The 12,602-nt window shown below is 74.7% G+C and carries 15 protein-coding genes; 9 read left to right on the forward strand and 6 right to left on the reverse strand.

All coding sequences use genetic code 11. The features are described from left to right. The first annotated feature begins 17 nt into the window (after positions 1-17). Positions 18-359, forward strand: coding sequence for a hypothetical protein (locus tag KMZ30_RS01525; RefSeq protein ID WP_215511086.1), 342 nt, complete (start codon positions 18-20; stop codon positions 357-359). Positions 360-369: 10 nt separating this feature from the next. On the opposite strand, the gene KMZ30_RS01530 is transcribed toward KMZ30_RS01525, so the two are convergent. Beyond that, the gene (locus tag KMZ30_RS01530) at positions 370-1,443 is read right to left on the reverse strand and encodes a hypothetical protein (RefSeq protein WP_215511087.1); all 1,074 of its coding nucleotides are present in this window, start codon (positions 1,441-1,443) and stop codon (positions 370-372) included. Next, complete coding sequence (locus KMZ30_RS01535) at positions 1,440-1,733, reverse strand: type VII secretion target (protein ID WP_215511088.1); 294 nt, start codon at positions 1,731-1,733, stop codon at positions 1,440-1,442. The genes KMZ30_RS01530 and KMZ30_RS01535 overlap by 4 nt, the downstream gene beginning before the upstream one ends. Positions 1,734-1,806: 73 nt before the next feature. Here KMZ30_RS01535 and KMZ30_RS01540 point away from each other — a divergent pair, with 73 nt between their 5' ends. After that, positions 1,807-2,340 carry a hypothetical protein gene (locus KMZ30_RS01540; protein WP_215511089.1) on the forward strand — a complete coding sequence of 178 codons (534 nt, stop codon included), beginning with the start codon at positions 1,807-1,809 and terminating at the stop codon, positions 2,338-2,340. A 10-nt stretch (positions 2,341-2,350) separates the two neighbouring features. Here KMZ30_RS01540 and KMZ30_RS01545 read toward each other — a convergent pair whose 3' ends face one another. Further along, the gene (locus KMZ30_RS01545; protein WP_215511090.1) at positions 2,351-3,022 is read right to left on the reverse strand and encodes a trimeric intracellular cation channel family protein; all 672 of its coding nucleotides are present in this window, start codon (positions 3,020-3,022) and stop codon (positions 2,351-2,353) included. A 57-nt stretch (positions 3,023-3,079) separates the two neighbouring features. On the opposite strand from KMZ30_RS01545, the gene KMZ30_RS01550 reads away from it, so the two are divergent. The 7 genes from KMZ30_RS01550 (at position 3,080) to KMZ30_RS01580 (ending at position 8,928) form a co-directional block, all read left to right on the forward strand. Further along, positions 3,080-3,706: a hypothetical protein gene (locus KMZ30_RS01550; protein ID WP_215511091.1), complete on the forward strand. Its 627-nt coding sequence runs from the start codon at positions 3,080-3,082 to the stop codon at positions 3,704-3,706. Further along, positions 3,703-4,059 (forward strand): hypothetical protein, encoded by a 357-nt coding sequence (locus KMZ30_RS01555; protein ID WP_215511092.1) that lies wholly within the window; start codon positions 3,703-3,705, stop codon positions 4,057-4,059. The genes KMZ30_RS01550 and KMZ30_RS01555 overlap by 4 nt, the downstream gene beginning before the upstream one ends. Before the next feature lie 52 nt (positions 4,060-4,111). Continuing rightward, positions 4,112-4,408, forward strand: a complete 297-nt coding sequence (gene gatC, locus KMZ30_RS01560; RefSeq protein ID WP_030527871.1) for an Asp-tRNA(Asn)/Glu-tRNA(Gln) amidotransferase subunit GatC — start codon at positions 4,112-4,114, stop codon at positions 4,406-4,408. An 8-nt stretch (positions 4,409-4,416) separates the two neighbouring features. Beyond that, on the forward strand, positions 4,417-5,934 hold the full coding sequence (gene gatA, locus KMZ30_RS01565; RefSeq protein WP_215511093.1) for an Asp-tRNA(Asn)/Glu-tRNA(Gln) amidotransferase subunit GatA: 1,518 nt from the start codon (positions 4,417-4,419) through the stop codon (positions 5,932-5,934). After that, on the forward strand, positions 5,931-7,457 hold the full coding sequence (gene gatB, locus KMZ30_RS01570) for an Asp-tRNA(Asn)/Glu-tRNA(Gln) amidotransferase subunit GatB (protein WP_215511094.1): 1,527 nt from the start codon (positions 5,931-5,933) through the stop codon (positions 7,455-7,457). Before gatA ends, gatB begins: the two co-directional genes overlap by 4 nt. Positions 7,458-7,535: 78 nt before the next feature. Continuing rightward, complete coding sequence (locus KMZ30_RS01575) at positions 7,536-8,066, forward strand: SixA phosphatase family protein (protein WP_215511095.1); 531 nt, start codon at positions 7,536-7,538, stop codon at positions 8,064-8,066. After that, the gene (locus tag KMZ30_RS01580) at positions 8,053-8,928 is read left to right on the forward strand and encodes a DUF3626 domain-containing protein (RefSeq protein ID WP_215511096.1); all 876 of its coding nucleotides are present in this window, start codon (positions 8,053-8,055) and stop codon (positions 8,926-8,928) included. Before KMZ30_RS01575 ends, KMZ30_RS01580 begins: the two co-directional genes overlap by 14 nt. Before the next feature lie 3 nt (positions 8,929-8,931). Here the strand turns inward: KMZ30_RS01580 and KMZ30_RS01585 are convergent, their stop codons facing one another. From KMZ30_RS01585 to KMZ30_RS01595, 3 genes are read right to left on the reverse strand one after another with little or no spacing between them, the layout of a single operon-like run. After that, a complete protein-coding gene (locus tag KMZ30_RS01585; protein WP_215511097.1) occupies positions 8,932-9,924 on the reverse strand; it encodes an SDR family NAD(P)-dependent oxidoreductase in 993 nt (330 codons plus the stop codon). Positions 9,925-9,934: 10 nt separating this feature from the next. After that, complete coding sequence (locus KMZ30_RS01590) at positions 9,935-12,034, reverse strand: acyltransferase family protein (RefSeq protein WP_215511098.1); 2,100 nt, start codon at positions 12,032-12,034, stop codon at positions 9,935-9,937. 53 nt (positions 12,035-12,087) lie between these two features. After that, positions 12,088-12,576: a MarR family winged helix-turn-helix transcriptional regulator gene (locus KMZ30_RS01595; RefSeq protein ID WP_308279523.1), complete on the reverse strand. Its 489-nt coding sequence runs from the start codon at positions 12,574-12,576 to the stop codon at positions 12,088-12,090. Between the last annotated feature and the right edge of the window lie 26 nt (positions 12,577-12,602).

Below are 12,602 nucleotides of genomic sequence, written 5' to 3' on the forward strand. Positions count from 1 at the left end.
GGGAGGGACGACGACACGTGCTGCTCCAGGAGCTCCACCCCGAGCGGGGCGTCGCCGTCGCCGGAGCCATCGGACTGGCGGTGTTCGGTCCCGTCCTGCTCCTCTTCCTCGTGCCGTTCGTCCGCGGTGTCGTCCAGGGGCTGCGCTCCGGGGACTGGTGGTCCCCGTTCGTGCAGCGGGAGGACGGACGGTGGGGTGTCCTCGCGGCGTCGCGGTACTTCGCGCTCTTCCGCGCCCCCGAGCCGGCACGACGCACACGCGGTGGTCTCGTGGCGCGCTGGGCCTTCTGGGTGGTCGTCGTGGTCGCCCTGTCCTACCTCCCGGCGCAGTTCGCCGCCATGGCGCTGGCCATCCTCTGACGGGGGCCGCTCACTCGTCGGGGTCGGTCACCCCGGCGTGCCCCTGCTTGCCCGCGTCCGTGCCATTCGTGGCCGCCGAGTAGCCGCTGTCCCGACCCGCGGCCGCGACGGCGTCCTGCATGTGCGCCGGGAACGAGGGCTGCGGGGCGCTGTGCCGTCCGCCGGGGCTCCACCCGTCGGGCGGGGTCCAGCTCCACGGAGGCACGGACGGGGGTGTCGCCGACGGCGGCCCCGCGTGCCGGGGCGTCGGGCGGTGCAGCGCGGGGTTGGTCTTGACCTTGTCGAGCAGCTGGAGCAGCTGACGCCCCCAGGACGACAGCGAGGACAGGAGCCCGTCGAGCGAGCTGCCCGTCCGGACCAGCCCGGTGACGAAGGACGAGCAGCGGGCCGTGACGGCCGCGATGCGCGTGCTGATCTGGCCGCAGATCCACGGGATGAGGGTGCCGAGCGAGAGCACGGCCTCGGTGACCCAGCTGATGGCCGCGCCGACGAGCTGAGCGAGGACGTCGCGGAGGAAGCCGTGCACGAACCCGACGACGGCCGCCATCGCGCTGATCGCCTTCTCCATGCCGCTCGCGGTCTGCTGCAGCGCCGCGATGGCCTCGGTGTGCGTCTGCTGCCACCCGAGGTACGCCGAGACGGCCGGCCCCTCGTTCCCGCCCTGCAGCACGGCGGCGCTCGTGCCCCAGTCGCTGCCGGCCGGGCCGAGATCGTTCGCGATGAGCCCCCAGGTCTGCGCCTGCGCGACCGCGCCACCGGGGTTGCCGGCGACCTCCTCGAACCACTTCTTGACGGGGTTGAGGTGGTCGATGACCCAGCCGATGCCGGCGGCGATGGCGGAGCCGAGGGGGTCGGCGACGGTGGCCGCGGTGTCGATGACGAGTGCGACCCCGCTGAGGGCGGCGTCGATCCAGTTCCCGTCGCACAGCGCCGAGATGGTGCCGTAGCCGCTGTCGATGATCCCCGCGCCCGAGGTGATGCCGGATCCCTCGTCGTAGCCGAAGAAGGCGTCGCCGGCGTTGGTGCTGCCCTGGTCCGCGACGGCGTAGGGGTTCGTGGGGCCGATGGTGGGCGTCTCGCTCACGGGTAGGAGCTCCTCAGCTGCCAGGAGGCGTTCAGGTCGTCGGTCTCGTACTGGTCGGCCATCGCGCGCAGGCCGTTGACCGCCTGGTCCGCGTTCGTCGCCACGCCGTCGAGCGCTCCCTCGACGTCACCCATCGCCGAGTTGACGACGCCGGGGATCCACTGCAGCAGGAGGCCGTAGCTGTCCCCGCTGATCGAGCTCGCCTGTCGCATCTGGCCCAGGGTCTGGGCCACCCGGGCGACGTCGCCGGCGTGGGCGCGGATCTCGCCCGGGCTCACGTCGTAGGTCACTGCCGTCCCCTCTCGTCCGTCGCGACGCACATCCCCGGATGCGTCGTCCTGTCATCCGACCATACTGAGGCCCATGACGGATCCTCAACGGGGAGAACTCCCCACCCGCGTGGTCGTGCGGGCGCCGACCTGGGTGCGGTACGTGGGGCTGCCCCTCATGGTGCTGTGGTGGGGGCTGTGCGCGTTCATGCTCGTCGGCTTCCTCGTCTCGGGGGTGGGTGTGGGCGACGGGACCCCGCTCCTTGCCGCGGTCGTCTCGTACGTCCTCCTGGGCCTGTTCGTCGTCGTCATCCCGCCCGCGGCGTGGTCGGTGGTCCGCTACCGGACCGTGCTCGACCTGGCCAACGGCCGGGTGGAGCGGCGCCCGGGGAACGTCTCGCTCGCCGTCAGCGAGGTGCGCGAGCTGCGCGCCCTCCCGGCGGCGCCGGTCGGCCGCGCGAACCGCGGCGCCCGTGTGCAGGTGCTCGACGCCGAGGGGCGGGTCGCCGCGCAGGTCGAGGAGTCGATGAGGGAGTGGCCCGCGGCACTCGTGGTGCTGCGGGAGTGGGCCCGACAGCACCCTGGGCTGGTCGAGGGCGAGTACTCGCGTCAGGCCCTGCTGCCCTGACCGCGACGGCTCACTCCACCGGGGTGCTGCGCAGCGCCCGGGGGGCGTTGAGGTCGAGGGCGACCGCCACGACCCGGATGGCGAAGACGAGCCCCACGCACAGCCAGGCCGTGAGGGGCGTCAGGGCGCCGAGGTCGTGCAGGAGGACGACGAGCGCCGCCCCGACGAGGGCCGGCACGGCGTAGAGCTCGCGCTGGAGCACCTCGGGGACCTGGCGGGCGAGGACGTCGCGGAGCATCCCGCCGCCGACCGCCGTGATGCCCCCGATGAGCGTCGCGGCCAGCGGCCCGGCGGACCGGTCGAGGGCGACGAGCGCGCCGCTCACCGCGAAGACCGCGAGCCCGGCCGCGTCGAGCAGGCGCACGACCGACGAGACGCGGCGGCGACGAGCCTGCGGGCGGGTCGAGGAGGACTGCTCCCACGTGCCGTGGAGGAGGAAGACCCCTAGGCCCGCCGTGACGGCGGCGGCGAGCAGGCGCCAGTCGCTCACCGCGACGGGCGGGGTGATGCCGAGGAAGAGGTCGCGGATGATCCCGCCGCCGAGGCCGGCGACCCAGCCGAGCACGAGGATGCCGAAGAGGTCCAGCCCCCGGCGGACCGCGACGATGGCGCCCGACAGGGCGAAGACGAAGACCCCGACGACGTCGAGGACCGTCTGGAGCGACGCGGTGTCGGTGAGCACCGGCCGATTCTCGCAGCGGCACGGGCCGTCGCGCCGTGCGGTCTAGGCTCTGGCCCCATGACCGGGGGGAGCGGCACGGACGTGGAGCGGGTGGACCGGGGCTGGCGGGGCTTCCGTCCCGGGACGGACCCGTTGCCGCTCGCCCGGACCGTCCGGGCGCACGTCCCGTGGGGCCTCGTGCTCCTCGGTGTCCCGCTGCTCGGCGGGCTCACCGTCGGCGTCGTCATCGGCATCGTCGACGCGGTCCGGGCGGGCAACGTCGGCGAGCCCTTCGGGGTGGACGGGTGGTCGCCCCTCGTCGTCGTCGGGTGGCTCGTCGTCCTCGCGCTGCTGCCGCTCTGCGCAGGTGCCCTGGCGGTGCTCGTGTCGTTCCGGTCCACCCTCACGACCAGTCGCTCGACCACGTGGTTCCTCTGGCGCCGCAGCACGGTGTCCGTCGAGGACGCCACCGCCGTCGAGCTGCAGCACGGTCGCGACTTCTCCGTCACCGGTCGCCGCCCGGCGGCGCTCGTCGTCCGTGGTGCCGACGGGGAGGTCGCGGCGTCCTACCGCTCGACCGAGGCGGACTGGGTGGCGGTGCTCGCGGTCCTGCGGGAGTGGGTGCGCCGGCGCCCGGAGCTCGTCCGCGACGAAGCGACCCGCGAGCTGTTCGCCGTCCTCGACGCGACAGGTCGCACGGCATGACGGCGGTCGGGATCGTGATCGCGGTGTTCGTGGCCGGGATGCTGCTGCTCGTCGCGGCGGTCCTCGTCGGCGCGTGGTGGTTGATCGTGGTGCCGGTCCTGCGCGAGACCGGTCGGGCCGTGCGGGCGCGGGACCCGTGGGTGCCGTGGCTGCGCCGCGACGACGGCTCGTGGGGGCCGCTCACCGCCAACCACTGGTGGAGCGCGGGTCGGGCGGAGACCCGTGGGGGTCGGCCCGGTCTCGTCCTGCGCTGGGGGTTCTGGCTCGTCCAGTCGGTGCTCCTGACCGTCGCGGTCGGCTCCGGGCTCGCGGGCCTGGTCCGGCTGGGGGCGCTCGGGCTCTCCCGGTCGTGAGGCGGCCGGGCACCGCGCGGCCGTGCCCGCGTGCCCCCATAGACTGACCGCCATGGCCGACCTGACCCGCGACGACGTCGCGCACCTCGCCGGGCTCGCCCGGATCGACCTCTCGGACGCCGAGCTCGACCGCATGGTCGGGGAGCTGGGCGTCATCCTCGAGTCCGTCGCGACGGTGCAGCAGGCCCCGATCGCCGACGTCGAGCCGATGAGCCACCCGCTGCCGCTCGTCAACGTGACCCGCCCGGACGTCGTCCGGCCGTCGCTGACGCCGCAGGAGGCGCTCGCCGGCGCCCCCGAGAGCGAGCAGCAGCGCTTCAGCGTGCCCCGCATCCTGGACGAGGAGTGACCGACCGCGTGACCACCGACCTGACCCGCGCCACCGCCGCCGAGCTCGCCGACCTCCTCGGTGCCGGTTCCGTCTCCTCCCGCGAGGTGACCCGCGCGCTGCTCGACCGCACCGCCGCCGTCGACGGCGCGGTGCGCTCCTACCTGCACGTCGACGAGGACGGCGCGCTCGCCGCCGCCGACGACGTCGACCGCCGTCGCGCCGCGGGGGAGGAGCTGCACGCCCTCGCCGGCGTGCCGATCGCCGTCAAGGACGTCATGGCCACCCGCGGGCTGCCGACGACCTGCGGCAGCCGCATCCTCGAGGGCTGGGTGCCGCCGTACGACGCGACCGTCGTGCGTCGCCTGCGCGAGGCCGGGATGCCGATCCTCGGCAAGACGAACATGGACGAGTTCGCGATGGGCTCCTCGACCGAGCACAGCGCCTTCGGGCCGAGCCACAACCCGTGGGACCTCGACCGCATCCCCGGCGGCTCCGGTGGTGGCTCGTCGTCGGTCGTGGCCTCGTTCCAGGCGCCGCTGGCCATCGGCACCGACACCGGCGGCTCGATCCGCCAGCCGGCCGCGGTGACCGGCACGGTCGGCACCAAGCCGACCTACGGCGGGGTCTCGCGCTACGGCCTCGTCGCGCTCGCGTCCTCCCTCGACCAGGCCGGCCCGTGCAGCCGCACCGTGCTGGACTCGGCTCTCCTGCACGAGGTCATCGCCGGGCACGACCCGATGGACTCGACGTCCGTCGACGCCCCGGTGCCCGCCGTCGTCGAGGCCGCGCGCCGCGCCGACGTCAGCGGCATGCGCATCGGCATCGTCCGCGAGCTGACCGGCGAGGGCTTCCAGCCCGGCGTCCAGGCCCGCTTCGACGAGGCCGTCCAGCACCTCGTCGACGCCGGGGCCGAGGTCGTCGAGGTCTCCTGCCCGTCGTTCACCTACGCGCTCGCGGCGTACTACCTCATCCTCCCGAGCGAGGCGAGCAGCAACCTCGCCAAGTTCGACGCGATGCGCTACGGCCTGCGGGTCACGCCGGACGGCGTCGACGCGCCGAGCGCCGAGCAGGTCATGGCCGCGACGCGCGACGTCGGCTTCGGCGACGAGGTCAAGCGCCGCATCATCCTCGGCACCTACGCGCTCTCGAGCGGCTACTACGACGCGTACTACGGCTCGGCGCAGAAGGTGCGCCGGCTCATCGCGAACGACTTCGCGGCCGCCTTCGAGACGGCCGACGTCCTCGTGACGCCGACCGCGCCGACCACCGCGTTCAAGCTCGGCGACAAGCTCGACGACCCGATGGCCATGTACCTCAACGACATCGCGACGATCCCGGCCAACCTCGCCGGCATCCCCGGCCTGTCGCTGCCGAGCGGCCTCGCCGACGAGGACGGCCTCCCGGCCGGCTTCCAGGTGCTCGCCCCGGCGATGGCCGACGAGCGCCTGTACTCGGTGGGCGCGGCCCTCGAGGCGCGCCTCGCCGCGGCCTGGGGAGGCCCCCTGCTGGACCGCGCGCCCGACCTGACGGAGGTGTCCCGATGAGCACGACGACCGGTGAGCGCACGCTCTCGTTCGACGAGGCGCTGGCCTCGTTCGACCCCGTCATGGGGCTCGAGGTGCACGTCGAGCTCGGGACGAACACGAAGATGTTCTGCGGCTGCCCGACCGAGTTCGGCGCCGAGCCGAACACGCAGGTCTGCCCGGTCTGCCTCGGGCTGCCCGGCGCCCTGCCGGTCGTCAATGCGGTCGCGGTCGAGTCGGCCATCCGGATCGGGTTGGCGCTCAACTGTTCCATCGCGGAATGGTGCCGGTTCGCCCGGAAGAACTACTTCTACCCGGACATGCCGAAGAACTTCCAGACCTCGCAGTACGACGAGCCGATCGCCTTCGACGGCTACCTCGACGTCGAGCTCGAGGACGGCTCGACCTTCCGCGTCGAGATCGAGCGCGCGCACATGGAGGAGGACACCGGCAAGTCGCTGCACGTCGGCGGCGCGACGGGTCGCATCCACGGCGCCACCCACTCGCTCGTCGACTACAACCGGGCCGGCATCCCGCTCATCGAGATCGTCACGAAGCCGATCGTCGCGACGCGCGAGAAGGCCCCCGAGGTCGCGAAGGCCTACGTCGCGACGCTGCGTGACCTGCTCAAGGCGATGGACGTCTCCGACGTGAAGATGGAGCAGGGCTCGATGCGCTGCGACGTCAACCTCTCGCTCATGCCGCGCGACGGCGACACCTTCGGCACGCGCACCGAGACCAAGAACGTCAACTCGCTGCGCTCGGTCGAGCGGGCCGTCCGCTACGAGATCGGCCGGCACGCAGCGGTGCTCACCGACGGCGGCTCCATCACCCAGGAGACCCGCCACTGGCACGAGGACACCGGCATCACGACCTCGGGCCGCGTGAAGTCCGACGCCGAGGACTACCGCTACTTCCCCGAGCCGGACCTCGTGCCGGTCGCACCGTCTCGCGAGACCGTCGAGGCGCTGCGGGCCACGCTGCCCGAGCCGCCGGCCGCCCGCCGCAAGCGGCTCCAGGCCGACTGGGGCTACAGCGACCTGGAGATGCGCGACGTCGTCAACGCCGGGCTCGTCGAGCTCGTGGAGGAGACCGTCGCCGCCGGCGCCTCGCCCGCGGCGGCCCGCAAGTGGTGGTCCGGTGAGATCGCCCGCCGCGCCAACACCGAGGGCGAGGACGTGCCGTCGTACGCCGCGCGTCTCGGCGTCACCCCGGCGCACGTCGTCGAGCTGGAGGGCCTCGTCACGAGCGGCCGCCTCAACGACTCGATGGCCCGCCAGGCCTGGGAGGGCGTCCTCGACGGCGAGGGCACGCCCACCGCCGTCGCCGACGCCCGCGGCCTGGAGCTGGTGCAGGACACCGGGGCCCTCGAGTCGGCCGTCGACGCCGTCATCGCCGCCAACCCCGACGTCGCCGCGAAGATCCGCGACGGCAAGGTGCAGGCGGTCGGTGCGCTCATCGGCCAGGTCATGCGCGAGATGAAGGGCCAGGCCGACGCCGGCGCGGCCCGCGCCATCATCCTCGAGCGCCTCGGCCAGGCCTGACCTGCGAGGTCCTGTCGCCCTCCTCACGCGGAGGCGCGTGGGGATGACCCGCGTGCCCCGCGGGTGCATGATCGGAGCATGACCAGCGCCGCCCGAGACCGCGTCCTCGTCCTGCTCCGGCACGCCAAGACGGAGGAGACCAACCCGGGCGGCGACCACGAGCGCGAGCTGACCGGCCGCGGCCGGCGCGACGCGAGCGCCGCCGGTCGCTGGCTGCACGAGCACGGCATCGGCATCGACGAGGTGCTCTGCTCGACCTCCGAGCGGACCCGGCAGACGTGCGAGCTCGTCTGGGAGGCCGGCTGCCCCGAGGCCGACGTGCACCACGACCGGCGCATCTACAACGCCTCTCCCGAGGCGCTGCTCGACGTCGTGCACGAGGCCGACGACGACGCCGACGTCGTCATGGTCGTCGGCCACGCGCCCGGCATCCCCGCCCTCGCCGAGCTGCTCGCCGACGGCGAGGGCAGCGCCGAGGGGCACCGGGCGATGGCCGAGGGCTTCCCGACCTGCGCGCTCGCCGTCCTGCACTACGCCGGCCGGTGGTCCGACCTCGCCTTCGGCGACGCGCAGCTCGAGCGCTTCCACGTCGCCCGTGACGGGCGCTGACGACCGCCGGCTGCGGGCCCTGGAGCACGTCCGGCGGCTCGCCCGCGGAGGGCCGCTGGATCCCACCCTCCGGGTGACGGTCAACTTCCACCCGGACCGGACGTCGGGCGGCCGTACGGTGCTGGAGCACCTGGGCCACGACCGCGTGTACCGCTCGCAGTTCGAGACCGGGACGAGCAACGGCGGGCTGACCGCCCACCCCGGGGGCAGCCGCTGGCGGTGGGAGCAGCGGATGTTCGGGGGCGCCTACGACGACGCGCCCGCGGCGGAGCGGCCCCGCTACGGGGCGCTGGACCACCGGCGGCGGGGACTCGGTGGGGCCCCGCGCTTCGGCTCGGCCCACCTCCGGCTGGCCACGTCCGTCCTGCCGCGGACGACCTTCTGCTTCCCCGACTCCGTCTTCCTGCCCACCGCCGTCGGCACGGTCGAGCGCTGCGACCTCATCGGTCCGGCCGATGCGTTCGCGGCACGGCCGCTGACCGACGCCCTCGAGCGGGAGGAGGGCGGGGTCCTCGACGACTACGTCGAGGCCCAGGTGCACGGGCCGGTGCGGATCCCCGAGGACGTCGAGGCCCTCGTCCTCGACCCCTGCTTCCGGGGGAGCGAGGTCGAGCACCACGCCGCGGCCCTGGGTGTGCCCGTCGAGTGGCACGAGGGCCGCGTCCTTGAGGTCGCGGAGCTCGAACGCCATCCGGACTACCGCGGGCCCCAGGTCGTCGAGGTCGGCCGGCGGGTGGCCGAGGAGGGCCGGCTGGACGCTGCGGTCGTCGGCCGGGCCGTCGAGACGGGTCGCGAGGACCCGCAGGACCTCAAGAAGGTCTGGCACCACGTCGTGCGCTTCGGGTCGCCCCGCGGGAGCTGAGGGTCAGGGGCGCAGGTCGAGGGCGTCGGCGACGCCGGTCCAGTAGCGCACGCGGTCCGCGGTGGTCGTGCGCGTCGACGGGAGCACGCTCGTCGGCCGTGGCCGTCGGTCGTGCCACAGCCGGCCCGGCTCCGGGGCGGGCTCGGTCGCCACGACCCAGACGGTGGTGTCGCTGCCGTCGGCGTCGGTGCGCAGGACCGGGCGCAGCGCCTTGGAGAAGGACGGCAGCGAGGCGTCCAGACCGGGCGTGCGCGCCCAGCCCGGGTGCGTGGCGTGGACCGTGACGCCGCGCGACGCCCAGCGGTCGGCGAGGACGGGCAGGAGCTCGACCTGGCCGCGCTTGCTGCGGGCGTAGGCGACCGACCCGCTGTAGCGGCCGGTCGTGTACTCGGGGTCGTCGACGGGCAGCGGCTGGGTGTACATCCCGCCGGAGGTGACGAGGACGACGCGGCCGGCGTCCTGCTCGAGGACGGGCAGGAGCAGCTCGGTCATGAGGACCGGGCCGAGCACGTGCAGGGCGAGGGTCAGCTCGTGGCCCTGCGGGGACTCCGTGCGTTCCGCGGGCAGCGCGCCGGCGTTGTGCACCAGCCCACGCAGCGGCAGGTCGGCGGCGGCGAAGCGGCCCGCGAAGGTCCGTACCGAGTCGAGGTCGGCGACGTCGCAGCGCCAGACCCGCGCGGCGTCCGGTCGTCCGACGGCGGCGGCCACCTGCGCCGCGACGCGCTCGCCGCGCTCGGGGTCGCGGACGACGAGGTGGACGGTGGCGCCGAGCGTGGCGAGGTCGAGGGCCGTGCGCCGGCCCAGGCCCGACGTCGCGCCGGTGACGGCGACGTGCCGGCCGGCGAGGGCCCCGACGGCGGGGTCGGCGGGCCAGCCGGGCAGCCGCCGCCGCACGGCGAGGCCGAGCGCGGTGAAGCCCGGCGCCACCGTGCGGTCGAGGACGGTGTCGACGATCCGGGCGGCGGCCCCGGGGAGGCCGTGGACGTTCTCGGGCATGGCGTCGACGCTACCGGGACACCTCGGCCCTGGCCTGCGCCTGGGCGGCGTCGAGCAGCGCCTCCACCGGCCCGGTCAGCGTCGCCGCGTAGGTGTCGGTCACGTGCGACCCCTGGCGGTACGTGAGGACGCCGCGGTACGTGGCCCGGCAGAGGTCCCCGGGACACACCCACGGGTCGAGGTCGGCGAACACCGCACCGTCGACCTCCCGCGCGGTGCGCTCCAGGGCTGTCGAGGCGGGGGTGCGGCGCAACGGCCAGGTGCACGCCGCCGGGTCGTCCTCGTGGTCGGCGACGCACTCGTACGCGGGATCCATCCCCGTCGGCGGGTGCGGGGTGTCCGAGAGCGCGACGACCACCGCCCCGCGGCCGACGAGGTCCTGCCAGGTGCGGGCCAGCCCGTCCCGGTAGGTGACCGTGCTGCGCCGGTCGCCGTCCAGCGCCTGGCTGACCAGCGAGGTCGTCACCACCACGTCGGGGGTCGACCGCTCGAGCCGGTCGAGCGCCGCGGCGCGCCAGGGCCGGCACGTCGGGTGGCTGAGCGGCAGCCCGACCGCCGGGTCGAGGAGCGGGCAGGCGCTCTTGGTGAGCACCCGCACCCGCCAGCCTCGACGCTCACCGACCGCGGCGACCACGGCGGCCCACTGGAGCACCTTGGAGTCCCCGGCGACGGCGACCTCGAGGTCGCCCTCCGGGTCGCCGACCACGCACTCGGACAGCTCCGCCGACGCGAGGACGGTGTCGCAGCCCCGGTCCCGGAGGGGACCCAGGTCGAGCGGTGCGCCGGCCGGGGACGGGGTGAGGCGGTCGTACAGCGGCGCCGGCGCGGCGCCGGTCAGCTCGGTGGGGACCTCGAGGACGGCCGGAGGGAGGGGCGCCGTCGTCCGCTCGCCGCGAGCGGCGGCCTCGGCGCGGGCGTCCGCGGCGAGCACGAGACCGAGGACGACCCCGCCGACGGTGACGGCGGCCCCCGTCGCGAGCGCGGCGCCCGTGCGACCGGCGAGGATGCCGCGCCGGAGCCGGTCCTCGACGAGGTGGAAGGAGGCGAGCGCGAGCAGCGAGGTCGCGAGGAGCACGCCGAGGCCGACGTCGAGCCCGTCCCCGAGCCCGAGCCACCCGGCGACGACGAGCAGCGGCCAGTGCCACAGGTAGAGGGAGTACGACAGCGCGCCGACGCGGATCGCCGGCTCCACGCCGAGGACGCGCTCGGGCCCCAGCCGGCCGGCCGCGAAGCCGGCGACCACGACGGCGGCCGTCCCCAGCACGGGCAGGAGGGCGGCGGTGCCGGGCCACGCCGTGCCCTCGTCGACGACGACCGCGGACGCGACGAGCGCGGCGAGACCGGCCCAGCCGAGCGCGGCGGCCCCGGCGGGGTGCAGGCGCGCCCAGACCCCGGCCCCGAGCGCGACGAGGGCCCCGACGCCCATCTCCCACAGGCGGGTCGGGGTGACGAAGAAGGCCTCCTCGGCAGCCCGAGCGGTGTACCAGACCGACAGGGCGAGGCTGGGAACGACGACGAGTGCCCCCAGGCCGAGGGCGAGGTGCCACCGGTCCGGTCGCGCGCCACGTCGGGCGCGGAGCCACAGCAGCGCGACGATCAGGAGGGGCCAGACGAGGTAGTACTGCTCCTCGACCGAGAGCGACCAGAAGTGCAGCACGGGCGAGGGGCCGACGTCCTCGGCGAGGTAGTCGACCGAGCGCGACGCGAAGACCCAGTTGACGACGTAGCCCGCCGCGCCGGCCACGTCGCCGCCGACGACCATCCGCTCGGCGCGCGGTGCGAGGAACCAGGCCGCCAGCACGGTGAGCCCGAGGACGATGCCCGCTGCGGGGAGGAGTCGACGGGCCCGGCGCGCGTAGAAACGGCGGAGCGACAGCCGGCCGGTGGCCTCGACCTCGCGGACCAGACCCGTCGTGATGACGAAGCCGCTGACGACGAAGAAGACGTCGACCCCGACGAAGCCTCCGGACGGGCCGCCGAGGAGGTGGTAGGCGAGGACGAGACCGACCGCGAGGGTTCGCAGGCCTTCGACGTCGCGTCGCAGACCGGCACGGTCGCGGGGGTCGGCACCGCTCCGGGTGGTCCCGGCCAGGGTCCACTCCGTGCGCACAGGACCACGGTAGCGAGGTGTGGTGCCGGGGCCCGGCACCGCGCGCCGGGGGCTCAGGTGAGCGAGCGCATGGCGGCGATGGCACCGCGCAGGTAGCGCTCGACGACGACGCGCTCGTCGGGGGTGAGCGAGGCGTCGGTGCGGGCGAGGCCCTCGAACATCGGGGCCAGGTGGCGCACGGCCTCGCGGCGCCCGGACTCGGTGATGACGACCTCCGTGCGCCGTCCGTCGCCCGGGTGGCGGCGGCGCTCGGCGTGACCACGGGCGACGAGGCGGTCGATGACCTGGGAGGAGGCCGCCGACGTGACACCGAGGGCGCGCGCGAGGTCGACGGGGCCCATCGAGCCCATGGCGAGGTGCCGCAGCGAGTGCAGCTCGGAGGTCGACAGGCCCGCCCGCCGCGCCACCTCGTGGGGGACCTGCGCGGCCACGTCGGTCAGCTCCTGGAGCGTGTCGAGCGTGCTCGAGCCCGTCCAGGCCGGGACGAGCTCGGTGACGGCGCGGGTTGCGTCCTGAGGGTCGTGGTCCGTAATATCACTCACCAACTTAGCAATTAGGTGAATCACCT

This window comes from Phycicoccus mangrovi, assembly GCF_018729305.1.
In the GTDB taxonomy this organism is placed as follows: domain Bacteria; phylum Actinomycetota; class Actinomycetes; order Actinomycetales; family Dermatophilaceae; genus Phycicoccus; species Phycicoccus jejuensis.